Below are 25,793 nucleotides of genomic sequence, written 5' to 3' on the forward strand. Positions count from 1 at the left end.
GGACGGGGAAAGAAACCGAGGCCCTTCCCGTGGTCGCTGCCGCTTGGCGGAACGCAAGAGCTCCCGCCCTTCGGGCGTAACGCCTTCGGCGGAAAAGCGCGCCTTCGGCGGAAAAGCGGCGCGCCTTCGGCGGAAAAGCGCGCGGCCGTTGAGTGGTGGGTCGGGCGGACCTGCGGCCGGCGGTACCGAGTTGCGCATTGCTCGTCCAGAGGGCCTGGGGTTTAGGGGTCCAGGGCCGCCGGTGCCACCCGTGCACCGGCCGGGGGGCTACCCGAGGGTGGTGTCGAGTTGTCGAGCCAGGGCGTGGGCCAGGTGTGCGGCCTGGTCGGTGTCGAACCAGGTGCGGGGTGTGGCCAGGTGTAGGGCCAGGGTGTGGTCGACGCGGGTGATGAACACAGCAGGGAGAGGACCAGGCGGTGGGGCGTAGCCGAACACGTCGGTCAGGTTGATGCCGGGTGGGAGCGTCAGGCGGAGGCGCTGGGTGGCCATGTTGGTGACCATCATCGTGTACGGGATCGGCGTGGGTGCGTGGAGCAGGTAGCGGAGGGCCACCGCTTGCCGCTCGGCGTGGGAGGTTGTTCGGGCGGCGGTGAACTGGTGGTCGATGAGGGGGCCGAGGGTGGCTGGCGTGTCGTCGGTGCCGACCTTGGCGGTGATGGGTACGAACGAGGTCGCGGTGACCACGTGGTGCGCGGGGATGGGCGGAGTAGTGCAGGGGCGCAGGGTGATCGTGACGCCCAGGGACAGGCGGCGGCGGGCCGGGCGGAGCCGGGTGTGGGCGGCCAGCAGGATGATCGAGCACAGCAAGGCGGTCGTGGTGGTGCCGTACCGGCGGGCGGTGCGGTAGAGCCCCTGTGCTTGTGCGGTGGTCAGTTCGACGGTGTGCAGGTGGGCACCGGGTTCGGGTGGCGTCGTTCGGCGGCCGGGTAGTCGTGCACCGCGGTGCGTCGCCAGGTGGACAGCTTGGCCGGCGAGCCAGGTGGCGACCTTCAGCGGTGGGTGGCGGTGGGCTAGCAGGTCGTCTGTGGCGGGGTGTGGTTCGGGCTCGGGTGGGACGGGCTTGTGGGTGCCGGTGACGAGCGCGGTGTGGGTCTGCCACAGCTCGGAGGCCAGCGTCACGGCGGAGACGCCGTCGCTGATGGCGTGGTGGACGGCCAGGACTAGTCGGTGGGTGCCGTCCGGGTGGCGGGCGAGGGTGGCGCGCAGCAGCGGGTCACCAGGGGCGAAAGGTGTGTCGAAGGGCTCGTCCGGGCTGGTGTGGCGCAGCTGCGGAGGGTGGTCTAGTGCCGGGGTGAGCCGGTGCCGTGTCCCATCCCGGATGATGCGGTGGGTGAGGACGGGGTGCCGGTCGCACAACAAGCGCACCGCGCGGGCGAGGGCGTCGGTGTCCAGTGGGCCGTGGATGGTGGCGCCGGAGACCACCGGCGTGCCGGTGCGCGCAACGAACTCCTCGACGGCGGAGAGAGCACGGCCCGGCATCGGCGCCCCTTTCGGTCAGGACAGGTCGGGGTCCCACCACCACGAGATCGATGGGATCGGCGGCGGCGACGTGTCGAGGGGCGGGGTGCGGGTGGTGGCGGCGATCGTGGCGACGGCGTCGGGGTGGCGGCCGTCGGGGTCGCGGTAGCGGTCGGCGTGCAGGCCCCAGTCGAGGTTGCCGGGTAACAGGTGGGCCAGGTGGTCGAGGTAGGCGCGCAGGGGTGTGCTCGCGCGCGGCACGACCCGCTCGTGCAGGGCGTAGAACCGGTGGGTGAGCCGGTCGCACAGGTCCACCGCTCGGGCGATGGCGTCCGATGTGGACAGACGGTGTTCGCGGCGCAGGATCTCCACCAGGCTCAAGCCTGAGGGCGGGGTCCCCTCGGCATGGGCGAACCAGAGTTCCTTGCCGTAGGAGAACAGGTCGTCGTCGAAGGCCGCGGTGGTGAAGGCCAGTTCGGTCAGGGCGCGCACGGCCGGCGCGGTCAGCTCGCGCTCGGGGACCTCCTCGCCGTCGACGATCTCGGCCCAGGACAGGGTGGCCGCGCCGGCGGCGGTGTGCTGGCGCAGGTGCGCGTAGTCGTCGAGGCTGGGTGTGCTCGCGGCGGCACGGTGTCCGAGCTCCCACAGCACGGCCAGGAACCACGCGCGGTGCGCCTCGACGCACCGCCGCCGCTGGGTCGGGGTGGCCCACCGCGCGGCTCGGCGGGCGAGGTCGCGCACCGGGGCGAGCAGGGCGGTGCCGTCGAGCGGGGTGTCGGGGACTTCGAGCACGCGGACGATCCTGGTGGCGAGATCGGTGAACTGGCCGAGTCGTCGACCGGGTGGGCCTTCGTCGCAGTGGGCGTCGTCGAAGTGGAACATCACCGTGCACCAGTCCACCGCCAGTTGCAGCCGGTCGGTGTCCGCGTGGGGCATGATCCGGCCGTAGAAGCCGGGACAGTCGTTGCCGCGCAACCGGTCGCGCCGCTGGGGCGACAGGTCGAGCCCGAAACCGGAGATCCAGTCGGCGGTCCGCCGGGCCAGCAGGGCTTCGTCGGGGTGGCGTTCCGGCGGCAGGGGGCAGTAGCGCGGCGGTAGCTCGACCGTCAGCGCCTGGTCGGACCGCACGTCGTGGGTCACCTCCCGGTCGAGGACAGCGCGAGCAGCAGCCGACGCGGGCGCAGAGCGGTGGACAGGGCGACCGGGCGGGGGTCGCTGCCCGCAGCGCCGCGCAGCCGCCACCGGGACACCAGGGTGGCCAGCAGCAGGCTGCTCTCGGTCAGGCCGAACTCCTGGCCGGCGCACTTGCGGGCCCCGGCGCCGAAGGTCACGAACGCGCCGCGCGGCAGGTGCCGGGTCCGCTCGGGCAGCCACCGGTCCGGGTCGAACGCGTCGGGCCGGTCGTGCACACCGGCCCGCAGGTGCACCGCGGACGGGCAGAACGCGACCGTGGTGCCGGCGGGGAGCCGGTGGCCGCCCAGCTCGATGTCCTCGGTGGTGATGCGGGTGAACAGCCACCCCGGCGGGTAGAGGCGCAGCGCCTCGGTGACCACCCGGCCGGTGTGAGGCAGCCGGGGCAGGTCGGCGGGGCGGGCGGGCTCGCCGCCCAGCACCTCGTCCACCTCCCGGCGCAGCGCGGCCAGCGCGTCGGGGTGCCGGTCGAGCAGGTGCAGCGCCCAGGACACCGTCGCGGCGACGCTGTCGGACCCGGCGACCAGCATGGTCAGCACCTGGTCGCTGACCTCGTCGTCGGACAGGCCGCCGCCGGACCCGTCCTCGTCGCGAGCGGCCAGCAGGGCGGACAGCAGGTCGCCTCGATCGCCGCCCCGGCGGTAGTCCGCGATCAGGGCGTCGATGTCGCGGCGCAGGCTCTCCAGGGACCGGTCGAAGCGGCGGTTGACCGGGATCGGCAGCCGTTGCAGGACATCGGGCACGAACATCCGCGCGGTGATCTGGTGCAGCAGCGTCTCCACCGACCGCCGCATCCGGTCCACCGCCGCGTCGTCGGCGGTCGTGGTGAACAGGCAGCGCAGCACCGTGCGCAACGCGGCGCCGAACAACGCCGGGTAGACGTCGACCACCTGCCCGTCCCGCCACCCCGAGGACAGCGCCGCCGCCTCCTCCGCCATGACCTCCGCGTACCGCCCCAGCCGCGCGTGGTGCAGCGAGGGCTGGATCAACCGGCGCTGCCTGCGGTGCTGGGCGTGCGGACAACTGCCGACCCCGTTGCCGATCGTGGCACGGACCCGGTCGAACAGCGGCCCGCCCTTGTCGAAGACCCGGTCGTCGGTCAACACCCGCCACAACAACTCGGGATGACACGGCACCACCGCCCGCACCGGCCCCAACCGCACCTCGACGAGATCCCCGAACCCGGACAAGCCCCCGGTGAACCGCACAGGATCCCGCATCATCGGCCACGCATGCCCCACCACCGGCCACCGCCCCGGCGCCACCGCCGTCATGCGATCCACCCTGAGCTCGCCGCACCACTCCCGCACGCCGGAACCACGCGATCAGGTGCCCGTCGATCGGGTGGCGCGGTCACCATTCCCGCTTCCACCGCCCAGGGCAGCCAGGTGAACAGGCCGGCCAGTACCCGGGGCACGGGAAGGCCGTGGGCGTGGGCGGTTGTGGTGGTGGCGGTGTGCAGGGTGGTGTTGGTGGCGGTGTGCAGGAAGGTGTGTTGCCACGGGGTGAGGGCGTGGAGGTGGACGCGGTAGTTGGTGCGGGTCACCGCGTAGTGGGTGTCTTGCGGAGTGGGTACGGGTGGGTGGTGGCCGTGGTCTGCGGCGGTGACGGTGTCCAGGAGGGCGAAGTCCAGGTGCAGCAGGCGCAGGGTGGGTGGGGTGCGCAGGGGTAGGTCGGGAGTGGTCATGAGCAGTACCGGGTCGATTGGTCGGTGTGTCGGGTCCGACTCGACGCCGGCGGCGCGGCGGGACTCCGAGCGGGCGCGGTCCAGGCGGGCCAGGGCGGTGGGTAGGGCGTCGGGGGAACCGGGTGGAGACAGCGGTTGGGGGCGGGTGTGGTGGAGGAAGTCGGCGAAGGCTGCGCCCAGGTCGGCCATCGAGTACGAAGCCGGCGGGTGGGCGGCGATGTAGGCGTCGGCGAACAGAGCGAACACCTGGTCGCCGACCAGGGCGTGGAGGACGCTGAACTCGGACTTGAGGCACTCGCGCAGCCGTGCGCGATAACCCCGCGCGTAGATGGCGACGCGGTCTTCGGCCGTCAGGCGACCGGAATCCCGCACGACTTCGGACGGACGGCGGGACAGCTGTCCGCCGGTGCACGCGGTCAGCAGCCAGCGCTGGAGGTCGGCCAAGTCCGGCTCACGCACGCGCCCACTCCCCCGCCGGCGGCAGATACCCGGCCCGCACCCGGGCCGCCTTGGCCAGCTCGGCGACCAAGTCCGGGAACGGCGGGATGTCGGCGTCCCACTCCAGCAGCGTCGCCACCCCGCCGGTCCGCTGCTGGGCCAGCGCGTACAGCGGCCACACGCGGTCGGGCACGGGACGGTCGTGGGTGTCCAGCAGGTAGTCGCCGTGGTCGCTGGGGCCGGCGAGGTGGACCTGCACGATGTGCTCCGCCGGCAGCTCCCGGATGTACCGCTCGGGGTCGAACCCGTGGTTGGTGGCGCTGACGAAGACGTTGTTCACGTCCAGCAGCAACCCGCACCCGGTGTCCTGCGCCAGCCGCCCCAGGAACGCCCACTCGGGCAGCTCCGACGCCAGGAACTCCAGGTAGCTGCTGGGGTTCTCCAGCACCAGCGGGCGGCCCAGGTGGTCCTGCACCGCCCGCACCCGGTCGGCCACGTGCGCGAGGCTGCGCCGGGTCAACGGCATCGGCAGCAGGTCGTGGCTGGTCACCCCGTTCACCCCGGTCCAGCACAGGTGGTCGGAGATCCACGCCGGGCGCACCCGGTCGGCCAACGCGCCCAGCTTGCCCAGGTACCCGTAGTCCAGCGGGTCGGTGCTGCCGATGGACAGCGACACCCCGTGCATCACCACCGGGCGGTGCGCCGCCACGTGGTCCAGGACGTGCGCGGCGAACCCGTGGTCGTCGAAGAAGTTCTCGCTGATGACCTCGAACCAGTCGACGTCCCACGCCTCGGGCGGCGTGTCCAGCAGGTGGCGGAAGTGGACCTCGCGCAGCCCGACGCCGTCGCCCAGGTTCGGCAGCCCCAGCCGGGGCGGCACCCCGCTCACGTCGACGGCGGGAACGCCAGCCGCACCCGGTTCGGTGCCGGTTTCGGCGGCACGGGCGACCCGCGGTGCTCCATCACGGCCTGGTACGCGCGATAGGCGACGTCGTGCACCTTCTCGCCCCGTTCGAACGTCAACTTGCCGATGGGCGTGGCGTTGTGGTTCTCGCCGACGAAGTCGTACAGCCGCATGGTCCCGCCCTGCGGCAGCACCTGCGACGCCGAGATGGGCACCGCGCACCCGCCGAACGCGCCGCACTTGTTGTCGCCGGGCGCGGAGTACACCGTCTGCTGGCCGTCCCGGGCCGGGTCGTCGGCGCTCTTCTCCTTCACCAGCGCGAAACCGCAGCTCCCGCCACCGCTGTCGTTCTGCACGAACCCGCACCCGCCCTGGGCCTTGCAGGCGTTGGACCCGCGGCAGGAGTGGAAGACGTCCACCGCCGCGCAGTCGTTGGGCACGCCCGAGCGGTTGGTCAGGTCCAGGCCCTGGCAGGCGTGCAGCAGGGCGCTCCCCCGCGCCGGCCCGCCGCTGAGGTCGGGCGCCTTGCGGAACATCGCCCAGCAGATCGCCATCCGGTCGCCCGAACCGGCCATCGACGGGTACGGGAACAGCACCGAGCTGTCGGCCCAGTAGTTGTTCAGGACCGTCGTGATGCCGGCGATCGACCCCACGGCCGCCTGGCTGATCGTGTGGTACATCGACTCGTCGAGACCCAGTTCGTTCATCGCCTCGGCGATGAACTCCGGGCTGGGCAGGTTGTAGTCGTTGGGCGCCCCGGTGGTCAGGTCGGCGGCCTGCCACGGCCGTTCCTCCAGCCTGCGCCACCGCGGCCAGGTCACGAAACCGTCCTGGCCCATCAGCCCTTCGATCTCGGCGAAGCGTTCGTAGTGGTCGTTCTTGCCGTTGTCGTACCGGGCGGTGGCGTCCCGGGAGTCCGTGGGCGCACCGGAGTCGGTGAAGCTGGGGTAGTCGGCCTTCAACGCCTTCAGCGAGGCCTGGTACTGGTCCTCGACCTTCATCGGGCGCGGGCGCGGCAGTTCGCCGCCCTCGCCCTGGTCGGTGATGGCGCTGATCATGTCCCACACCACGCGCAGCGACGGGCGGCTGATGGTCGTGTCGAAGCCGGGGAACTCCCGTTCCGGGTGGCCGTGCGGTTTCTCGACGTTGAACAGGTCCCGTTGCAGGGCGGTGTGGTCGTAGACGTGCTCCCACAACTTCGTGCCGGGGTCGTCCTGGTAGGACAGGTTGAGGTAGTCGTAATAGCACAGGTACATCTGCCCGATCGTGCCGAACATCGGCAGGTCCTTCTCCGTCATGCCCACCTTCCAGTCCGGGAAGGGGGCCTGGGGGAAGTACTTGTGCTCGGCTCCGGGCTCGATGTTCTCGCGGGCTTGTTTCTCGGGTTGTTCGATCACCCGGAACAGGCGCATTTGCGCGGGGTCGACAGGGCCGATGTCGACTTTGACGTCCTTGGCGTTCTTGGTGTCGCGGAGATCGACGATGTGCGGGATCACCGTGTTGTTCGGCCCGTAGCACGTCCAGCCGTACGAGGAGTTTTGCAGCAGAGGGCTGGTGAAGGTCGGTTGGACGCCGACGCGGGTGGCGAGGTTCGCCGCCATCTGGACGTGCAGCATCTCCTCGATGAACACCGAGAAGATGATGTTGTACGCCTTTTCGTTCGGTGTTTTCGGATGTGCCGTGGTGGCCGCCCCGGGCCACAGGCGTCCACGGTAGAAGGTTTCGTCCTTGCCGGTGATCTGGTGCATGCCCTGGATCGAGGTCATCGCGCACATGTAGAGCGGGATCGTGAACAGTTCGACGTTCACGGCGGCTTGGGCGATCGCCTGCAACGCCGCGATGTCCGCTTCCCGGCATTCGGGCGGACGGGGCGTGGTGACGGTTTCGGTCGTGACGGCGTGATCCATGTCCAGCCTTCCGATCGGTGTGCCGCGTGGCAGGCGAACCTGATTCGACCATAGAAGGTTCGGCGCGATGCCGGCTTACACGGTTGAGCGAATTTCGTCAGGGCGGTTTTGACGCATTGTGTCGACCACTGCGCCGGGGTCGTACTTTCGGCTGATCTGCGGTGTGACCCGCTCGCATACCATGACTCGGTGCACGAGTTCTTCCGCTCCATCCGGGACGAGCCACGCCCGCCGAACCCGCCGTCGCGCGCCCGGTGGGACTGGGCGCTCATCGGCGTGCTCGCCGTGGCGGGGGTGCTCGAAGGGGTGCTGCGGCGTGATCTCGCCTCGCCGGTCGTCGCGGTGGTCGTCGTCGTGGGGCTGCTGCCGACGTTGCGGTGGCGGCGGACCCGGCCGCTGCTGATGGTGGTGATCGCCTTCGGCGTCGGCGGGCTGGCCTCGGCGCTGGTCGGTCACGAACTCCAGATGTCCACGATGGTGTACTTCCTGCTGCTGCCGTACTCGCTGTTCCGGTGGGGGTCCGGGCGGGAGGCGGTGCTGGGCTCGCTGGTCGTCCTGGCCAACGTCGGCTCGTCGATGCTGCTGGGCCACACGAGCCTCTCCGACGGGCTCGCCGGCCTGGTGATCCTGTCGACGACCGCCACCCTCGGCACCACGCTGCGGCTGCGCGTCAAGGGGCGGCTGCGCGAGCTCGACCGGGTGAAGCTGCTGGAACGGGAGCGGCTGGCCCGCGACCTGCACGACACCGTCGCCCACCACGTCTCGGCGATGGCCATCCGGGCCCAGGCCGGCCTGGCCACCGCGGACACCAACCCGGGGGCCGCGGTCGACGCCCTGCGCGTGATCGAGGCCGAGGCGTCCCGGGCGCTGGCCGAGATGCGCAGCATGGTCCGCCTCCTGCGCCACGCCGAGCCGGCCGACCTCGCGCCCCACTCCGGCACGGCCGACCTCTCTGGCGCGGCCGACCAGACGCCGGCCGACCCGACATCGCGCCTCGGCCTGGCCGACTTGGCGCCGAACCCCGGCGTGGCCGACCTCGACCGGCTGGCGTCACCGTTCGGGCCGGTTGTGGACGTGGAGGTCGTCGGGGACGTCGAGGACCTGTCGCCCTCGGTCGGGACCGCGGTCTACCGGCTCGCCCAGGAGTCGGTCACCAACGCCCGGCGGCACGCCCGGCACGCCTCCCGGATCGGGGTCCGGGTGGTCGTCGACGACCGCGCGGTGCGCCTGTGGGTGACCGACGACGGCGAGCGCCCCAGCCGCCCGACCGCCACGCGCGGGCACGGGCTGATCGGCATGGCCGAGCGCGCCGACCTGCTCGGCGGCACCTGCGAGGCGGGTCCCAACCCCGATCGCGGCTGGACCGTGACCGCCGTGCTGCCGCGTGTCGGGAGGACCGCATGACCACCACCGTGGTCGTCGCCGACGACCAGGAGATCATCCGCACCGGCCTCACGATGATCCTCGACGCCCAACCCGGCATCGAGGTGGTCGGCGCGGCGGCGGACGGTCGGGAGGCCGTCGAGCTGGCCCGGCGGCTGCGGCCCGACGTGTGCCTGTTCGACATCCGGATGCCCGTGGTCGACGGCATCGAGGCCACCCGCGCCCTCGCCGGGCCGGGGGTCGCCGACCCGGTGGCGGTCGTCGTGATCACCACCTTCGACCTGGACGAGTACGTCTACGCGGCGCTGCGCGCGGGAGCCAAGGGCTTCCTGCTCAAGGACGCGGGACCCGGTCTGCTGGCCCAGGCCGTGCACGCCGCCGCGAACGGGGAGGCGCTGATCGCCCCGAGCGTCACCGCGCGCCTGCTGGACGCGTTCGCGGGCTCCGCACCGCCGTCCACGCCCGTGCAGCCGATCGAGCCGCTGACCGAGCGGGAGGAACAGGTGCTCGCCGCCGTGGCGGCCGGGAGCACCAACAGCGAGATCGCGGGCCGGCTCCACATCACGCTGAGCACGGTCAAGACCCACGTGGCGAGCCTGATGAACAAGCTCGGCGTGCGCAACCGGGTGGAAATCGCCATCTGGGCCTACGAAACCGACCGGGTCCGACGCGGCCGGTAGCCGAAAGTACTAGCCACCCACCGGTCTTCCGGCCGACCGGAAGGGTGGTCCAACGCCCGATGATCCGGGACCACCCCGGCGGCCACGATCTGGGCATGACCACGACAACACCGCACCACCGCACCAGGTTCCGAAGAGAGTGGCTCGTGCCGGCCGGGCTCATCGCGCTCAGCCTGGTCCCCGTGGTGGCCGGCGGCCTCCGCCTGGTCGAGCTGGGCGGCGGCCCGCAACTCGTGCCTGACGGCGGGCGGGACTACGCCAGCGCGCCGGGTTTCCTGATAGCGCACATCGTCACCGTCATCGTGTACTCCGTCGTCGGCGCCCTCCAGTTCGCGCCCGGGTTCCGCGCCCGGCACCGCGGCTGGCACCGGGCGGCGGGACGGGTGCTGGTCGTCGCCGGGATTGTCGCGGCCCTGTCGGGCGTGTGGCTGTCGCTGTTCCAGCACCGCCCGGACATCAGCCCGCTGCTCACCGGCTTCCGGCTCGCGGCCGGCACGGCGTGGGTGGTGTTCCTGGTCCTCGGCTTCACCGCGATCCGCCGCCGCGAGGTCGTCCGCCACCGCCGGTGGATGGTCCGCGCGTACGCGATCGCCCTGGGCGCGGGCACGCAGGCGTTCACCCTCGGGGTGTGGCAACTGGCCGTCGGCACCTCCGGCCCGATCGCGGAGGCATTCCTGATGCTCGCCGGGTGGCTGATCAACATCGCCGTGGCCGAGTGGGTCATCCGCCGACCTGCGGTGAGGCGGCGGTGAAAGCGATCACGCAGCACCGCTACGGCGGTCCCGACGTGCTCCAGTTCGAAGACGTCGACCAGCCCGTGCCCGCGGACCACGAAGTGCTGGTGCGGGTGCACGCGGCCACGATCAACGCCCGCGACTGGCACGTCATGCGCGGCGACCCCCACCTGGCACGGATCATGCCCGGCATCATGGGATTGCGCCGCCCCACGGCGATGATCCGCGGCACCGACTTCGCCGGCGTGGTCGAGGCGGTGGGCCGGCAGGTGACCCGACTCCGGCCGGGCGACGAGGTGTACGGCGAGGCGGACGGCGCGTTCGCCGAGTACGTGGCCGCGCCCGCCACCGTCGTGGACCACAAGCCCTCGAACCTGAGTTTCGACCAGGCCGCGGCACTCCCGCTGGCCGCCAACACCGCGCTCATGGGCCTGGGACAGGTGCGGGCCGGGCACCGCGTCCTGGTCAACGGCGCGTCCGGCGGCGTCGGCACGTTCGCCGTGCAGATCGCGAGGTCGCTGGGCGCGGACGTGACCGCGGTGTGCAGCACCCGCAACGTGGACCTGGTCGCTTCCCTGGGCGCACACCACGTCATCGACTACACCCAGGACGACTTCACCCGCGACACAGCCCGCTACGACGTCGTCCTGGACCTCGTGGGCAACCACTCCCTGCGAAACCTCCGACGCAGCCTCAAACCCGGCGGCACGCTCGTCCTCTCCGGCGGCGGGGTGTCGACCGGCGGCAGCCTGATCGGCCCGATGGGTCTGATCCTGCGGGCGAGCGCGGCGAAGCCTTTCATCCGCCGGCACCGCGTAGTCGTGCTGGCAGCGCACCCGAACGTGGAAAACCTGGCGGCACTGCGGGAACTCGCCGAGGCCGGGACGATCACACCGATCATCGACCGCTCCTACGGGCTCGCCGAAGTGCCCGCCGCCATCCGGTACGTGGAGGAGGAGCACGCGCGGGCCAAGGTCGTCATCACGGTGTGAACGATCTGGGGCCGATACGGTGGTCGGGTCGGCCCCACTGCCCTTGCTGGTGTTGGCCGAGCGCCGGGAGTTCCGAGCTGCCGCCGTCGATGGGATCCCCGTCGCGGGGTTCCCGGCGAGCCTGGGTGCGATGTTGGCGTTCGGCGTGGGTTTCCTGCCGGTCGTGGTGGCGGCCCTGGTCGTGGACATCCCGATCGTGGCTCGGTTCCTGCGGGCAAGATCGTCGTTCCGGTAACGGATGGCCCTCGCACGGCCGATCATGGGTGCATGTTGGTCAGCTTGACGCGGGTGGGTGGCGCTCGGCAGAGGTTCGACAAGGCTTTCGCGGTGCTGGGGGTCGAACCGGCGGCGATGGCGGCGGCCTTCGCGGCGAGCGAGTTCCGCGTCGGCGGCATGCCCGCGCAGGTGGTGCCGGTGGCGGGGACGCCGGGGCTGTTCGCCGTTCGGGTGCCCCTGTCGTGGTTGGGCAGCCGTGCCGCGCGGGACGAGGTGTTCGCCGAGCTGGCCGACGTGACCCGGCGGCTCGCCGAGGTCGCCCGCCGGGCCGGGGGTGTCCTGGTGGCGCCAGGAATCGGCACGTCCGGGCATCCGGGTGTGCTCGGTGGTGACGTGCATGTCGTGGAAGTGCTGTCGCCGGTGGAGCAGGAAGTCCTGTGCAATCTGTTGCGCAGCCGGGTTCCCGCGTTGATCGCGTTAGCCGGGCGGGGTGTCACCAGCGTCGGGCAGCCGTTGGACCGGACGGGGTCGCGGTGGCTGGCCGCCTCGCGCTCGCACCTGGCCACCCGGTTCCTCGCCTCCACCGCCGACGAGCACCTGGACCGGGTGAAGGCGGAGTTGCGGCGGCGGGACGGTGTGGCGCAGCTGGACCGGATGGACGTCTCCCCCGGCGCCGAACCCGACGGCACGCTCACCGTCGTGGTGCGCTGCCTCGACGCCACCGCCACCCTCGCCGGCACCCGTGCGCACGCGCTGCTGCTCGCGGCGTTGGCCACGCAGGCGCGGCGGATGGTGCGCGACGGCAGGCGCGCGGGGCACGAACCGCAGCGGCTCCTGGAGGAGAACCGGGCGCGCGCGGTGGCGGACGGGCTGCGGGCGCGGCTGGTGGTGGAGGACCGCAAACCCGCCCGACGCGACCGCGCCGCCCCCGCGGAGAAGCGCAAGCGGCCGGCTCGGGACGTGGTGCGCGGCGTGGTCGGCGACGTGGCCGTCGAACTGCGCAACCTCGGCGCGGCACCTGAGGAGCTGGCCCCCGTCCTGCTCGCGCTCGACCTGCCCGACCTCGGCGTCAAGCACGGCGCGGTGGAGGCGGAACTGCTGGCGCACTGGGCGAGCGGGGGCGATGCGCACCTGCTGGACCGGAGCCTCGACGCGCTGACCGACGCCACGCCGGGCGGTCCGCTGCTGGCCGCGCTCGACCAGTCGTTCCCCGGCCGGGTGGCCGTCGTGCTGGGCACCTGGCGCAAGCGGATCGCCGAGGCCGGCACCGCGACCCAGGCCCCCCGAAAGCAGGAGGGGCGCGGCGGCGACCGGCCGAAGCAAGACCGGCGCGGCGGCGACCGGCGCGGCGGCGACCGGCGGAGCGGCAGGCCACAAGGCGAGCGGGACGGCAGGCCGCAAGGCGAGCGGGACGGCAGGCCGCAAGGCGAGCGGGACGGCAGGCCGCAAGGCGAGCGGGACGGCAGGCCCCAGGGCGAGCGGAGGGGCGGACGGTGAGCGGCGACGTCGAACTCGTGTTGGACCTGCGCGGCCTGCGCGACGCTCCCACGACACCGGACGGGTTCGCGGAGCTGTGGGACGCCGTGGAGCCCGCTCTCCTCGGCCGCGACCTCGCGCAACGCCCGGTGCACGAACTGCACAGCCCCGACGGGTCGGTGCGGCTGGAGGTGGCGCGGCTGCCCGACGGCGTCGGAGTGGTCGACCACACCACCCGGTTCGCCATCGTCGCGGTGCGCGAACAACCCCGCGTGCGCTACCGGTGCAAGCACTGCGAAGCCTCCGGCGAGACCGGCTACGCCCCGTTCGTCTGCGCGTCCTGCCCCCGCGACGACGCCGGCAGCCGCGTGTGCGACCGGCACGTCGTGATCCTCGACGGCGCGCTCCTGGCGACCTGCCGGGACCACCACCCCGCGTGCCAGGAGTGCGGCGCGCCCGCGGTGTTCCGCTGCGCCGGGCGGTCGTGCCGCCGGGAACGCGCCTGGTGCGCCGCCCACCGCAGGCCGCACCCGCGTGATCCGGACGTGGACTACTGCCCGACCTGCTACGACGAGGTCTTCCCGCGCTGCGAGGCCCCCGGCTGCACCGACATCGGCACGGTCCGCTGCGAGCACGTGTCGCGGGACCTGGACCGCTGCGGCCGGCGGATGTGCACCCGGCACGCCCGGCGCTGGCAGGTGTTCGGCGGCGAACGCGTCGGACTCGGCCGGTGCGCCCGGCACGGCTCGATGCGCGGTGTCGCGCCGGACGAGCTGGTGTTCCAGATCGTCGTGGGCGCGTCGGCCCGCAAGCGCAAGGAGCGGTTGCCCAGCCTCCAGGGTTTCGCGCACAACCTGCGCAACGGCGGCCACCGCGACCTGGCGCTGGACTACGAGCGCATCCACCGGCTGCTCGACGTGGTCGGCCGCGAGGTCGGGCGCGACCGCGCGGCGTCGGCGGCCGTCTCCGAGGCGCGGCCGGTGTGGCAGCGGCAACTCGCGGGCCTGGCCACCACCTCCCAGGAGGGCATGCGGCTCGTCGAGAGGCTCAAGGGCCTGGTCCGGGCGCACGACCCGCGCTTCGGCGTCGAGGTCGCGGCGGCGATCGAGCTGGCGGAGTACAAGCCGCCGATCCAGCGGGACGGGGTCGTGACCCGACGTGCCACGCTGTTCGTGAAGGTGCCCGAGCACCTGCGCGGCCGGTTCATCGGCCCGCGCGGGCAGAGCGTCCAGGCCTACTCGGCCGGCCTCGGGGTGGACGTGAAGATCGAAGGGGGCAGGCGCGGATGACACCAGTCGCGGACTCGGCCTCGCACCGCCTGGCCGTGGTGCCCGGCGGCGGCCCGATCTCCGGTCACCGCATCGGTGTCGCCGCAGGCGACGGCAGCGGTCCCTGCCTGATGAGCGTCCGAACCGGAGCCGGGTGGCTGCGCGCGGCGGTCTATGCGGCGGAGTCCGACGCGGTGCCGCCGGGGTTCGTCGCCGTGGACGAGGAGTTGGCCGTGGCGCTGGACGTCGACGCCGCCGACCGCCCGCAGTGGCGGCTGGAGCGGGAGACGCCGGTGCCGGTGCGGCGGCTGGTGCTGGAACTGCCGACCGAGCGCGACCCCGCCGAGGCTGCCCGCGACGTCGCCCGCGCGGGCCTGGTCGGCGCGCTGCTGTGGGTGCCCTCGGACGGCACGGACGTGTCGCTGCCGGTGGACGGCGTGCCGCACCGGGTCCGCGAGATCGACCTCGGCGGCCGGTCGGACGTCGTGGCGAGCCTGACCCGGGACACGGTCGTCGAGCTGCACGCCTCCGCGGTGCGCGCGGGCGTGGACATCGTCGTGCTGGCCGATTGCAGCAACTCCATGTCCGTCGACGACCTGCCGGTCGGCCTGGAGACGCGCCGCCTCTTCGGGTCCACCCAGCACTGGATCACCCGGATGGAGGCGCTCAAGCGATCCCTCCAGGAACTGCTCGACATCCGGTTGCAGATCTCCGGGCGGGTGTCCCGGTTGGCACTGCTGGAGTTCAACACCCGGGTGCGCCACCGGTTCCCGCGCCAGGGCGGGATGGCCCAACTCGACGGCAGCTCGCCGGAGTCGCTGGTGACGGAGTTCCGCCACGCCGTGGCCCTGCTGCGCCCGGACGGCGGCACCGACATCGGCAACGCCCTGCACGAGGCCGCGAACCTGCTCTACCAGCACGGCAGGCCGGGCAACGAGAAGCTCATCGTGCTGGTCAGCGACGGCGCGAACTGGTCGCCCGCGGGCGACCGGGGCACCGGCGAGGTCGTGCACACCGTCGAGGAGCCGGTGAGCCTGGTCGCCCACCTGCACCGCGACGTCGGCATCCGGCTGCACGCCATCGGCATCAGCACCGCCGAGCTGTTCCGCAGGCGTGGTCGATACCAGCCCAACGAGACCATCGTGCCCAACCACGCCCTGCTGGAGGAGCTGGTGAAGGTCGGTGGCGGCGACCCGACCACGGTCGGCGGCCTCGACGTGCTGGCCGACTACTTCGCGGGCCTGGGCGGCGGCATCATCCACCGGGTCGGCGAACGCCTCACCGAACCACCCCGGCCCGGTCCCCTGCCCGACCACACCCGCGCGGCGCTGGACCGGCTGCGCTCCGCCGGGGCGACCGACTTCGACCAGCGGCGCGGCGACCTGCGCGGCCGGATCTCCGAGCTGGCGGGCCTGTGCGACACCGAGGCGCAACGCGTGCTGGGCAAGCCGGTGTGGAAGCAGGAGAGCATCATGCGGCTGTCCTCCCGCGAGTTCGGCCGGCTGCCGGCCGCCGAGCCCGAGCTGGCGCGGTTCCTGGTCGGCCTGTGCGGCGGGCTGCGGCCGGGCCACGGCTCCGGGCACTTCACGGCGTTGCGGGCGGTGCTCGACGAGCTGTCGGCGGCGGTGACCGGCCAGTCCGCCGACCACGCGCGGCTGGCGGCGGTGTCCGGCCTGCCGGTCGACTCGCCGGCCGCCGCCCAGGTCGCCGTCATGCAGCGCGTGCACGACGTCCTGGCGGACCTGCACCGGACGCTGGCCGCCGCCCGACCCGAGGTGTCGCCGCCCGAGGTGTCGCCGCCCGCCGCGCCACCGCCGGTCGAGCCGGCCGCGCAGCCGCCGACCACCGCGAAGCGGGGGTTCACCTACCTTGAGTGAAGGTCCGGCCTGGAGTGGGGGTCCGGGCTCGGGTGGAGGTCCGGGTTCGGGTGGGAGTCCGGGCTCGGGTGGGAGTCCGGCCTGGAGTGGGAGTCCGGCCTGGAGTGGGAGTCCGGCCTGGAGTGGCGGTTCGGCCTCGGGTGAGGGGCGGGCGGCCCACGACGGACGGGCGCGGCCGGGGTTCCACGTCGGTCCGCCCGACGACCCCGACCGGTACCGGCTGGACCAGGGCGTCGGCCGGGGCGGCGAGGGCGAGGTGTGGCTGGCCAGCACCGCCCGCCGCGACGGCAGCACCCGGCACCGGTGGGCGGTGAAGGTCCTGCACGCCGACCACCTGCCCGCCGACCACGAGGAGTCGGCCGCCCAGGCGCTGGCCCGGTGGCACGCCCGCGCGCTGGACGCGTTGGAGGAGGCCGACCAGCTGCAACGCGCCGTGGCCGGGGTGGTCGGCGCGACGCACGCCTTCCTCGGCGCGGAACCGCACCCGCCCGGCGAGGAGGGCGCGGCACGGACCCTCTACGTGGTCTCGCCGTGGATCGAGGGCCGGGACCTGGTGCACTGGCTCAAGGAGCAGCCGACCTTCGAGCAGGTGTGCGCGGTCGCCGCGCGGCTGGCCGAGATCCTCGACGGCATCGCCGCGGGTCCGCTCGCGGTCAGCCACCGGGACGTCTCGCCGGCCAACGTGGTGGTCGAGCCCTCGGGCGCGGTGTGCCTGATCGACTTCACCTTCGTCGTGCCGACCCGCAGCGGGCCGGTCACCGCCATCCGGAACTCCGGTTACACCGCACCGGAAGCGCGAGCCGGCCGGGGCAGCCCGGCGGCGGACCGGTACTCGTTCGGCGCCGTGGTGCACTTCCTGCTCACCGGCCGGCCGCCGGACGACTCGAACGCCGAGGCCGACAGCCGCGCGACCCTCGTCCGGGCCAACTTCCCGGCGGCCGTCGCCGACCACGTGGCCGCGCTGCTGGCCGCCGATCCCGCGCGGCGACCGACGTCGTTGACGCGGTGGGTGGCGGAACTCGTCGCCAAGGCCGCCGTGCGGTCGAACGCGTCGCACTACGGCGACCTCGACCTGACCGTGGACGGTTCGAACACCACGGTCGTCAGCGCGGCAGGCACCACCGTGCTGTCCCGGGCAAGGTTGGGCGCGGGCGCGATGTGGGCGCTGGTCCCCGACCCGGACGCGCCGACCGCCCCGGTGCTGCTGCGGTCCGCGACCGACGGGACGGGCACGACCGTGGACTTCGTGGTGGACAAGGCACAGCGGCTGTGGATCGGGCGGGCCGGCGGGTGGCGGGACGTCGGCGGGGCCGCGCTGGGCGGCGGCATCGCGACCGTGCGGCTGGCCAACGGTTCGGCGGCGGCCTTCACCATCGACCCGGTCGGCGAACGGCTGACCGAGGTGGAGGTCCGCGTCGACGGTTCGGTGCGCCGCGGCACGGCCGGGCCTTACGCGCGGCGGGTGCTGGCCGCCGCCAACGACTCCGACGGCTCGCCGGTGGTCGCGGCCGTGGCACCCGACGGCGAACTGGTCGGCGTGGCCGCGGGCGACGTGCGGCGGCTCGGCCCGACCGGGGTCGTCAAGGCCGCGCTGTGCCTGAACACCTGGGGCGAGTTGCAGTGCTTCGCCGTGCCGGCGGACGGGGGTGGGATGATCACCTTCGAGCAGTTGCACGGGTCGTGGGCACCGGGCGGCGGGATCGAGACGCCGGGTCCGGTCGCCGACCTCGCGTGCGTCGGGCACCGGGACGGCGTGACCGTCGCGGTCGCGGGCGACGAGGGGCTGTGGGTGGCGACGCACTCCGACGCCGGGCTGTCCGAGTGGCAGCGGCTGACCGACCGGCCGTGCCACCGGGTGGCGCTGGGCGTGGGCGCGGCGTGGCGGCTGCGGCTGGCCGCGCTCGTCGACGGCCGCGTCGCGGTCGCCACCGAGGACTTCACCGGCCGGTGGTCGACGGCGCCCGGGTACCTGTGACCGGCAAGACCCCACGACGACACGGAGGCCACACCCTTGTTCCACGAGTACGTCTACCTCTCCGACGCCAAGGTGCGCCAGTTCATCCCGGCCGACGCCCCGTGGTGGCGGCGGATGCGCGCCAAGAAGCTGGCGGGCGCCGCCAAGGTCGCCGGCGTGGAGGCGTCGCTGGAACTGGAGCCCTCCGACATCGCGCGGAAGGCCGAACTGCTCAACCGGCTGGTGGAGCACATCACCCTCACCGGCCGCTGGTACACCGACCGGGACGTGCGCGCGGGCGAGTGGGTGTTCTTCGAGGGGCGGATCGGCTACCAGGTCACCGGCCCCGACCCGCAGGCCGGCGCGGTGCTGTTCTGCGAGGCCGGCGAACCGACCGGCGCCACCCCCCGCATCGTCCTGCACGGCTCGGCCCGGCACCTGGTCACCGGCGGCGCGGCCCCCACCCGGACAGCGGTGGCTCCGACTCCAGGCGGGTTCTCCGAGTTCGACGGCGCGAAGTCCGTGGTGGAGGCGGTGGGCCGGTCGGCGATGTCGGTCCCGGAGCGGACGTTCTGGCGCCTGTTCGACCGCTCGACCGCCACCGGCGACGCCTTGCCGCACCACCTGCGCACCCTGTTCCGGGAGGTGGCCGGAACCGACTCTTTCCTCGACGCGGCCCCGTTCCTGGGCGGCTGCGCCCGCGTGACCACCGTGGTCCGACCGCCCCACCTGCCGTTCCCGGTGGTCCTCGCCTCTCCGCTGTACGTGCGGCACGAGCGCCCCTGAGCGGTCACCCGGCGCAGGCGGTGACGGCGCACCGGTCGGTCAGGCCGATCACCGGGGCCGGCGGGCCGGTGGACGCGCGGGCCAGGACGATCGCGCCCGACGCGGGCACCAGGTGCAGCCGCGCGAGCAGGTTCGAGCCGTCCAGGCGCAACGGGGTCGTGGTGGGCGGCGCCCCGGTCAGGTCCTGGGTGACCAGGGTGAGGTCGTGGCCGGTGTCGCCGCAGGCGCGCAGGTAGGTGGTCGCCGTGGTGGCCTCGGCGGCCGGGTTCGGGCACGCCGCCAGGTCCAGGGGTGTGGTCGCGGCGGTGGCCGGGTCCAGTGCCCGCACGGCCTTCACCTCGCCGTTCTCCTCCCACTGGAGCACCGGCTTCGGACCGAGGTCGGTGCGCAGGGACCAGGGCAGCGCCGCCAGGTCCGGTCCCCACCAGGCGGGGTCCGGTCGGGCGATGAGCCGGCCATCCTCGGCGTCGAGCAGGCCCGCGCGCACCGCGTCGGGCGCCGCGTCCGGCGCGAGCGTCCGCAACCACAGCAGCGACCCGTCCGGCGACGCCGGCATCCGGATCTCCCGCCGCTCCCCCACCGCACCGGTCAACGGCACCCGGTGCGACCACCGCTGCTCGCCACCGGCCTCGTCCAGTGCGAGCACCACCAGCGCGTCGGGGCACTCCACGCCGACCAGGACCGTCGTCCGCCCGCGCGCGGGCAGCGAGTAGGGCGCGGCGCACCCGGCCGGGGCGGTCCACCGCCAGCGCTGCTCCCCGGTGGCCAGGTCGTAGCCGGTGACGGCCTCGTCCTCCCACAACGCCACCGCCCGCGTCCCGGGCACGATCTCGCCGACCTCCGCCACGACGCCGCGCACGGTGCGCTCGGACCGGACCCGGCCGGTGTCCGCGTCGAGCACCACCATCAGGTGCTGCCGGTTGTCCCGCGGGCCGGCGAAGGCCGCCACGACGGTCTCCCGGTCCCGGGACGCGACCAAGGCGCCCAGCCGCGCGCCACGCCGTGCGAACCGCCAGTCCTCGCTGCCGAACGCGCCGTTCAACGCGACCACGGTGCCGTCCCCGAGCCCCACCACGACGCCGTGCCCGGCGGCGGTCACCGCCACCACGCCGGCCGGCGGCGTCCACGACCACTGCCGCCCGTCCGGCCGCTCCGCGACCCGGGGCGCGGCGTGGTCCCGGGCGTCCCGCTCCTCCGAGCGCACCACCAGCCGCCACGCGCCCACCGGGGCGAAGCCCGCCGCGACCAGGGCCGCCACGACGGCCACCACCCCGACCGGCGTCACCCGCCAGGACCGCGCCGGCCGCCGCACCTTCGCCGCCCACCCCACCGCGCACGTGGCGCTGTGGGAGCACCACCCCGCGCCCACCGCGACCGCCGCCGCGCCGACCGCCAGCACCGGCAGCCGGGGTCCGGCCCGCCCGGTGCCCACGTCCAGCAGCAGCAGCCACCCGCACACCACGACCAGCGCCACCGCGCCGAGCACCGCCACCACCCGGAAGGCCGTGCACGCGAGCCACGCCGCCACGGCGATCCCGGCGGCCAGCCCGATCACGGTCGGGTCGACGTCGTCCGGCCGGGCCGGGCCACCGGGCAGCACCGGCGCCACGGCGGCGATCAGCGCGCCCGCCAAAGTCAGGTGTCGCAACACGTCCCGCACCTCCCGCGCCTGTGACGACCAGGCGGGCCGCACCGTTCCGCGGGGGCGTCAGGTCTCGTCGGGCCACCGCTTGGTCGCGCGGGACTCCAGGGTCAGCATCTCCTTGTCGACCTCTTCCATGTCCCGGCGGACGCGGACCTGGGCCGAGGCCGCGTCGTCCAGGTGCACGACCTTGTCGAGCATCTCCAGCGTCTCCACGCGGCCGGACTCCTTGGCTCGTTGCGCGGCCAGGCCGAAGTGCGCCGCCGCCTCGTCGTCGCGGCCCTCGCGCATCGCCGACAGGCCCGCCTGGATGGCTTCGCCCAGTTCGACCTGGCCGGTGTAGTGCGCGACCTTCTCGCCGATCATCGTGGACAGCGCCCGGTCGTCGGTCCACTCCGCGGTCACGAGGCCGCCGCCGGCGAGTTCGGTGTTCCCGCTCATCACGCTGACCAGCGCGGCGAGCACCTCGTCGCCGATCTCGTTGTCCGCGGGCAGTTCCACGGACAGGTGGTAGTCCCGGGTTTCCGCGCCCCACGAGCCGGTCGGGTAGTCACCGCTCTGGTCGGACACGTCGCGGCGGCGGTCGGTGAGGTCCACCCGGTGCGGGTGCACCTCCTTGAGGAAGCGCACCCGGCCACCCTTCGGGGTCCGCACCCGCAGCGCCACGTTGGCGATCGTCGTGCTCATGAAGTCCTTGGCCATCGCGCGGAACTCGTCGACGAGCATCTTCTCGTCGGGCAGGCCGCGTGCGCTGCCGTGCAGGGCGTCGGCGACCGCGACCAGCGGCTCGGCGGCCCACCCCTTGCCGACGCCGCGGCTGTCGCAGACGAAGTGGTCGCGGCACCGTTGCAGGGTGGCGGCGAGTTCGTAGGGCTGCTCGTGCTGGTTGTGCCCGTCGGTGAGCAGGATGGCGTGCTTGATCTCGGCCTCCTGCGCGACCAGCAGCTTGTTCGCCAGCTCCAGCCACGAGCCGATCGCCGTGCCGCCGGAGGCCCGCAGCTTGCGGATCGCCTGCCTGGCCTCCTCCTTGGAGGCCGGGGACGCGGTGACCATCCCGGCGGACGGGTACACCATGTGGGCCGTCTCCGTGCCCGCGACGATGGCGAACGCCACGCCGTCGTTGAGCATGTCCACGGCGACGGTGGTCGCGCGCTTGGCCTCCACGATCTTGCCGTCCGCCATCGAGCTGGAGCAGTCGATCATGATGACCTGCGCCGCGGTCGGCGCCGCTCCCCGGCGCTGCCCCGCCGTGCTGACCGAGATCACCGCGTCGATGACCCGTTGGCCCTCCGGCAGGTACTTGTTGTGGTCGACGCTGAGCTCGAAGCTCGCCGACTGGCTCACGCGCGCACCTCGTTTCCTCGTCGTCAGAACAGGGTTCTCGGCCGGACCTGGTTCGCCCGCCGGACCAGCGCCACCTTGCGGTCGACGTCGTCGGTGACGGTGGCCAGGTCGCGGAAGGCCTTCTCCAGGCCGAACCGCAGCTCGCGCTCCTCCAGCGGGCGGCCGAGGATCGCGCCCGAGCGGTCGAGCCGGCCGTTGCCGCCGGTCACCCACTTCAGCGCGGCGTCGAGGACCTCCGCGGACAGCGCGGCCCGCTGCTCGATGCCCAGGACCAGCTTGCCCAACCGGGCGGCGGCGTCGAGCAGGCCCGTCCGGTCCGGTTCGGCCGCCAGCCGGGCGCGGATCGCGGCGACCTGCGCGTTGCGGTGCAGGCTCGACGTGTCCGGCACCCGGTCCAGCGCCTCGACCGCCGCCGCCAGCTCGCCCCTCCCGCGCAGCACCCGCGCCAGGCCGAACGCCGCGCTGACGTACCGGTTGTCCGTGCGCCACACGCGGGCGTACAGCTCGCCGGCGCGGTCGTCGTCGCCCGCGTACTCGGCGGCGGCGGCCAGCGCGAGCTTCGGCGTCAGCTCGCCGGGCAGGGCGTCGTACACGGCGTCGAACTCGCGCACCGCCTCCTCGGGCCACCCGGCCGCCATCGCGTGCACGCCCCGGTACCAGGGGATGCGCCAGTCGCCGGGCAGGTCCTCCGCGCACTCGTCGAGGTCCGCGGCGGCCTGGTCGAACCGACCGGCCGCGATGTGCGCGCCGACCAGTTGCAGCCGCACCTCGGTGCTCCGCACCGGGATCGCGCGCAACGCGGCGATCATGTCGTCCGGGTCCGACACGGCGATCGCCGCGAGGTGGGCGGCCGACTCGTCGCCCGGGTCCACCAGCGGCGCCGGCAGCGCCTCGGGCACCCGGGACCAGTCCACGCCGCCGGCCGGGTCCTCGATGGACTCGGCGCCGAACGTCCTGACCTCGACGGCGAACTGCGAGGACACCGTGAAGCGCGGCTTGCCGTCCTCGGCCGCCAGCACCTCCAGCAGCACGCCCTCCAGCTGCCCGCTCATCTCCTCGGCCGAGGCGAACCGCTTCTCCGGCACCATGTGCGTGGCCCGGCGCAGCAGCCGGTAGTACGACTCGTGCCGGGCCAGCAGCGGCACCGTGTGCCGGGCGGGCAGGTTGTAGAGGTTGTCCTCCCGGGAGAAGCCGGTGAACGGGAAGCTGAGCACCGCGAGCGAGCGGCCCACGGTGTGCAGGTCGGAGGCGACCGACGGGCCGCGCCGGGCAAGCTCCGGCGCCGCGAACCCGGGCGTGGCGAACAGGACGCCGCCGGGTTTCGTGGCGTCCACGACCGCCCCGAGGTCGATGAGCTTGATCTCCTGGCCGGTGTAGAGGGCGTTGTCCGGCTTGAAGTCGCAGTACAGCAGGTTGTGCGAGTGCAGGTGGTCCAGCGCGTTCAGCACGTCGATGCCGAACGCCAGCACGTGCGGCAGCGGCAGCGGTGCCCGGTTGCCGTGCTCGTCGCGGTGTTCGAGGAACAGCTCTTGCAGCGACCGGCCCTCGACGTACTCCATGACGATGTAGCCGGTGGGCCTGCCGGTGCGCGGGTCGCGGTGCTGCACGAAGTCGTTGATCTTGACGATGTTCGGGTGCTTGACCTGGAGCAGCCGCCGCCGCTCCTCGATGGCCTGCTTGATGGCGACCGGGTCGTCGGTGTCGATCAGTCCTTTGAGGACGACCAGGTGGTCGGTCTCGTGGTCGCTCAGGTGCCGGTCGCGGGTGAGGTAGATCCACCCCTGCCCGCCGCGCGCGATGCACCGCACGATCTCGTACCGGTCGGCCACCAGCTCGCCCCGGGCCAGGTCCGGTGCGAAGGAGAAGCGGACGCCGTCCTTGGGGCACACGCCCTCGGTCGGACCCGGCTCGCCGTCGGTCCCCCGGCCGACCGGTTCGCCGCACTCGCGGCAGAACCGCTTGTGCTCGGGCACGTCCCACCGCGACGTCGGGGCGGTGTCGCGGGGCGGCAGCGGCGGCGGGTCGACCATGCCGCCGCCGACCGTGCCCCGGCCGCGTCGGCCCGGACCGGTGACCGGGCCGGAGGTGTCGCGCCGCGGCTCCGAGGGTCGCGGTGTCGGTGTGGGTGTCGTCGGGTTCTTCGGCGGTGGCGGCGGGCCGGCGGGTTTCGCCTTGTGCCCGCAGACGTCGCAGAAGCCGTGCGGGAGGATCGTTCCCCCGCAGCCCGCTCTGGCGCAGGCGCTCATCGTTGTGCCTCCCTCCGCTGGGCGACCGCGCGGACGTAGGCGTCGACCGCCGCTTCGGCCGCGCCCAGGTCACACGGTTTGACCCACAGCAGGTTCCACGCGGCCTCGTGCAGCGCGCGGAACTCGTCTTCCTCGGCGAACCGGCGGCGCACCGCGACCACGCGGTAGGACTCCAGCAGGCCGCGCAGCTCGTTGCGGGCCTCCAGCGGGCGCTCGGCCGCCGCGCGCAGGTGCTCGGCGGCGTCCCGGGCGGCGACCAGCTCGGCGTCCAGCGCGTCCAGCTCCGCGGTCGAGGGGCGGACACCCGTCGCCATCCGCCCGACCAGTTGCTCGACGCGTTCCCGCAGCAGCGGCGCCGTGGCGGTGAACGGCGGCAGGTCCGGCGCCAGGATCCGGTCCACCGTCAGGTCGTACCGGCGTTTCACCTCGGTCTCGGCCGCGTCGAGCGCTTCCGCGCGGGCGTCGAGGTCGACCAGCTTGCGGCGGACCTTGTCCGCCGCGTTGAGCGCGAGCCCCAGCGATCCGGCGGTGTCGTTGCGCTGGCAGCCCGGTTCCGGGTAGCCCTGTCGGCGCAGGGAGGCCAGCACCTCGCGGTAGAGGGTGTCGAGGGTGATCAGCGTGCTGGTCTCGGCGGCGACGCCGTGGCGCAGCACGCGGAGCAGTTCGCCGGTGAACAGCGTGTTGCGCAGCCCGGCGGGCGCCAGCGCCTTGCCGTAGGCGGCGGACAGCACGTACGCGCCCTGCACGTCGACGTGGCCGAGCAGGTTCTCCGGACCCGACATCGTCTCCGTCAGCGCCCTGCCCGCGAAGCAGCAGTCGAGGATGAGCACGCGGATCGCCGCCGGGCTGGCGCCGACGTACTGGCGCACGTCGGCGGCGCGCAGGGCGGAGGTGCGCAGCAGCTTCGACCTGCTGTCCCGCATGGTCAGGTACAGCTCGTTGTGCGAGTCCCAGGTCATCTCGCCGTGCCCGGCGTAGTAGACCAGCAGCACGTCCTCGGCTTCGTGGGCCGCCGCCCCGATCTGCTCGCCCACGCGCGACTGGTCGGGCGGGTCGTGCACGACGACGCAGTGCTCCTTGGCCAGTCCCGCGCCCAGCGGCGAGGTGAGGACGCCGGCCAGGTCGGTCAGGTTGTGCGCCACGCCCGGCAGGTCGTCGAACTCGGGGTGGGTGTAGGAGGAGGTGCCGATCAGCACCGCGCGCGACCGCGCCGGGTCGGGGAGGCGTTCGATCACGCGGTGCCGCCCTCGTGCTCGTCGAGGACCTTGCGCAGCATCGCCTCCACGTCGGCCTGGTTGCCCTTGGCCTGCTTGACGTCGACCTCGGTGGTGCGGCCGTCCGGGCCGGTCAGCTTGATCCTGATGTGCGAGCGGCGGCTGACCAGCCAGGTCGCCAGCGAGCCCGCGAGCGCGGTGACCGCGCCGCCGTCGCCGACCGCCACCGACACCACGTCGGCGAGCCACCCCATCTCCTCGGGGTCGCGGGCGGGGCTGCCCAGCGTCACCGCGCCGCGCAGCTCGGGACGGCTGATCAGCCACCCGTGCAACGACTCCAGCTCGGCGGGGGCGTTGTCGGTCTCTTCGATCCGGATCGCGGCGCTCACGAGGACT

21 protein-coding genes are annotated in these 25,793 nt (G+C 73.5%); 10 read left to right on the top strand and 11 right to left on the bottom strand.

The window, feature by feature from the left end; translation table 11 throughout:
- Positions 1-267 precede the first annotated feature (267 nt).
- The 6 genes from WBN91_RS21520 to WBN91_RS21545 are packed head-to-tail and all read right to left on the bottom strand — an operon-like array spanning position 268 to position 7,585.
- Positions 268-1,479: a phthiocerol/phthiodiolone dimycocerosyl transferase family protein gene (locus tag WBN91_RS21520; RefSeq protein ID WP_337725954.1), complete on the bottom strand. Its 1,212-nt coding sequence runs from the start codon at positions 1,477-1,479 to the stop codon at positions 268-270.
- Positions 1,480-1,494: 15 nt separating this feature from the next.
- Positions 1,495-2,586 (bottom strand): terpene synthase family protein, encoded by a 1,092-nt coding sequence (locus WBN91_RS21525; protein ID WP_337725953.1) that lies wholly within the window; start codon positions 2,584-2,586, stop codon positions 1,495-1,497.
- Positions 2,587-2,594: 8 nt separating this feature from the next.
- Positions 2,595-3,923 carry a cytochrome P450 gene (locus WBN91_RS21530; RefSeq protein WP_337725952.1) on the bottom strand — a complete coding sequence of 443 codons (1,329 nt, stop codon included), beginning with the start codon at positions 3,921-3,923 and terminating at the stop codon, positions 2,595-2,597.
- A complete protein-coding gene (locus WBN91_RS21535) occupies positions 3,920-4,795 on the bottom strand; it encodes a DNA-binding domain-containing protein (protein ID WP_337725951.1) in 876 nt (291 codons plus the stop codon). The genes WBN91_RS21530 and WBN91_RS21535 overlap by 4 nt, the downstream gene beginning before the upstream one ends.
- Positions 4,788-5,663, bottom strand: coding sequence for an MNIO family bufferin maturase (gene bufB / locus WBN91_RS21540; protein ID WP_337725950.1), 876 nt, complete (start codon positions 5,661-5,663; stop codon positions 4,788-4,790). The genes WBN91_RS21535 and bufB overlap by 8 nt, the downstream gene beginning before the upstream one ends.
- Positions 5,660-7,585 carry a ferritin-like domain-containing protein gene (locus WBN91_RS21545; RefSeq protein WP_337725948.1) on the bottom strand — a complete coding sequence of 642 codons (1,926 nt, stop codon included), beginning with the start codon at positions 7,583-7,585 and terminating at the stop codon, positions 5,660-5,662. The genes bufB and WBN91_RS21545 overlap by 4 nt, the downstream gene beginning before the upstream one ends.
- A gap of 189 nt (positions 7,586-7,774) precedes the next feature.
- Between WBN91_RS21545 and WBN91_RS21550 the strand changes: the two genes are divergently transcribed.
- From WBN91_RS21550 to WBN91_RS21595, 10 genes are all read left to right on the top strand, one after another.
- Positions 7,775-8,989 carry a sensor histidine kinase gene (locus tag WBN91_RS21550; protein ID WP_337725947.1) on the top strand — a complete coding sequence of 405 codons (1,215 nt, stop codon included), beginning with the start codon at positions 7,775-7,777 and terminating at the stop codon, positions 8,987-8,989.
- Positions 8,986-9,648 carry a response regulator transcription factor gene (locus WBN91_RS21555; protein WP_337725946.1) on the top strand — a complete coding sequence of 221 codons (663 nt, stop codon included), beginning with the start codon at positions 8,986-8,988 and terminating at the stop codon, positions 9,646-9,648. Before WBN91_RS21550 ends, WBN91_RS21555 begins: the two co-directional genes overlap by 4 nt.
- Positions 9,649-9,743: 95 nt before the next feature.
- Positions 9,744-10,400 carry a DUF2306 domain-containing protein gene (locus WBN91_RS21560; protein WP_337725945.1) on the top strand — a complete coding sequence of 219 codons (657 nt, stop codon included), beginning with the start codon at positions 9,744-9,746 and terminating at the stop codon, positions 10,398-10,400.
- Positions 10,397-11,374 carry an NAD(P)-dependent alcohol dehydrogenase gene (locus tag WBN91_RS21565; RefSeq protein WP_337725944.1) on the top strand — a complete coding sequence of 326 codons (978 nt, stop codon included), beginning with the start codon at positions 10,397-10,399 and terminating at the stop codon, positions 11,372-11,374. Before WBN91_RS21560 ends, WBN91_RS21565 begins: the two co-directional genes overlap by 4 nt.
- A gap of 19 nt (positions 11,375-11,393) precedes the next feature.
- Entirely contained in the window at positions 11,394-11,609 is a 216-nt protein-coding gene (locus WBN91_RS21570; RefSeq protein ID WP_337725943.1) for a hypothetical protein, read from the top strand.
- 32 nt (positions 11,610-11,641) lie between these two features.
- Complete coding sequence (locus WBN91_RS21575) at positions 11,642-13,087, top strand: hypothetical protein (protein WP_337725942.1); 1,446 nt, start codon at positions 11,642-11,644, stop codon at positions 13,085-13,087.
- Positions 13,084-14,355 (top strand): hypothetical protein, encoded by a 1,272-nt coding sequence (locus WBN91_RS21580; RefSeq protein WP_337725941.1) that lies wholly within the window; start codon positions 13,084-13,086, stop codon positions 14,353-14,355. The genes WBN91_RS21575 and WBN91_RS21580 overlap by 4 nt, the downstream gene beginning before the upstream one ends.
- A complete protein-coding gene (locus WBN91_RS21585) occupies positions 14,352-16,211 on the top strand; it encodes a vWA domain-containing protein (RefSeq protein WP_337725940.1) in 1,860 nt (619 codons plus the stop codon). The genes WBN91_RS21580 and WBN91_RS21585 overlap by 4 nt, the downstream gene beginning before the upstream one ends.
- A complete protein-coding gene (locus WBN91_RS21590; protein ID WP_337725939.1) occupies positions 16,204-18,186 on the top strand; it encodes a protein kinase domain-containing protein in 1,983 nt (660 codons plus the stop codon). The genes WBN91_RS21585 and WBN91_RS21590 overlap by 8 nt, the downstream gene beginning before the upstream one ends.
- Positions 18,187-18,222: 36 nt before the next feature.
- Complete coding sequence (locus tag WBN91_RS21595) at positions 18,223-18,951, top strand: SAVMC3_10250 family protein (RefSeq protein ID WP_337725938.1); 729 nt, start codon at positions 18,223-18,225, stop codon at positions 18,949-18,951.
- A gap of 4 nt (positions 18,952-18,955) precedes the next feature.
- On the opposite strand, the gene WBN91_RS21600 is transcribed toward WBN91_RS21595, so the two are convergent.
- From WBN91_RS21600 to WBN91_RS21620, 5 genes are read right to left on the bottom strand one after another with little or no spacing between them, the layout of a single operon-like run.
- Complete coding sequence (locus tag WBN91_RS21600) at positions 18,956-20,602, bottom strand: outer membrane protein assembly factor BamB family protein (protein WP_337725937.1); 1,647 nt, start codon at positions 20,600-20,602, stop codon at positions 18,956-18,958.
- Between the two features lie 57 nt (positions 20,603-20,659).
- Positions 20,660-21,937 (bottom strand): VWA domain-containing protein, encoded by a 1,278-nt coding sequence (locus WBN91_RS21605; RefSeq protein WP_337725936.1) that lies wholly within the window; start codon positions 21,935-21,937, stop codon positions 20,660-20,662.
- Between the two features lie 23 nt (positions 21,938-21,960).
- Complete coding sequence (locus tag WBN91_RS21610) at positions 21,961-24,183, bottom strand: serine/threonine-protein kinase (RefSeq protein ID WP_337725935.1); 2,223 nt, start codon at positions 24,181-24,183, stop codon at positions 21,961-21,963.
- Positions 24,180-25,418 carry a caspase family protein gene (locus WBN91_RS21615; RefSeq protein ID WP_337725934.1) on the bottom strand — a complete coding sequence of 413 codons (1,239 nt, stop codon included), beginning with the start codon at positions 25,416-25,418 and terminating at the stop codon, positions 24,180-24,182. The genes WBN91_RS21610 and WBN91_RS21615 overlap by 4 nt, the downstream gene beginning before the upstream one ends.
- Positions 25,415-25,786 carry an effector-associated constant component EACC1 gene (locus tag WBN91_RS21620; protein ID WP_337725933.1) on the bottom strand — a complete coding sequence of 124 codons (372 nt, stop codon included), beginning with the start codon at positions 25,784-25,786 and terminating at the stop codon, positions 25,415-25,417. The genes WBN91_RS21615 and WBN91_RS21620 overlap by 4 nt, the downstream gene beginning before the upstream one ends.
- Positions 25,787-25,793 lie beyond the last annotated feature (7 nt).

It is taken from the genome of Saccharothrix sp. CCNWYY140, assembly GCF_037401995.1.
Classification (GTDB): Bacteria; Actinomycetota; Actinomycetes; order Mycobacteriales; family Pseudonocardiaceae; genus Actinosynnema.

Coding starts and splice junctions, on each gene's coding strand:
- WBN91_RS21610 (WP_337725935.1), bottom strand. CDS start 24,183: ATGAGCGCCTGCGCCAGAGCGGGCTGCGGGGGAACGATCCTCCCGCAC.
- WBN91_RS21545 (WP_337725948.1), bottom strand. CDS start 7,585: ATGGATCACGCCGTCACGACCGAAACCGTCACCACGCCCCGTCCGCCC.
- WBN91_RS21530 (WP_337725952.1), bottom strand. CDS start 3,923: ATGACGGCGGTGGCGCCGGGGCGGTGGCCGGTGGTGGGGCATGCGTGG.
- WBN91_RS21575 (WP_337725942.1), top strand. CDS start 11,642: ATGTTGGTCAGCTTGACGCGGGTGGGTGGCGCTCGGCAGAGGTTCGAC.
- WBN91_RS21555 (WP_337725946.1), top strand. CDS start 8,986: ATGACCACCACCGTGGTCGTCGCCGACGACCAGGAGATCATCCGCACC.
- WBN91_RS21560 (WP_337725945.1), top strand. CDS start 9,744: ATGACCACGACAACACCGCACCACCGCACCAGGTTCCGAAGAGAGTGG.
- WBN91_RS21585 (WP_337725940.1), top strand. CDS start 14,352: ATGACACCAGTCGCGGACTCGGCCTCGCACCGCCTGGCCGTGGTGCCC.
- WBN91_RS21520 (WP_337725954.1), bottom strand. CDS start 1,479: ATGCCGGGCCGTGCTCTCTCCGCCGTCGAGGAGTTCGTTGCGCGCACC.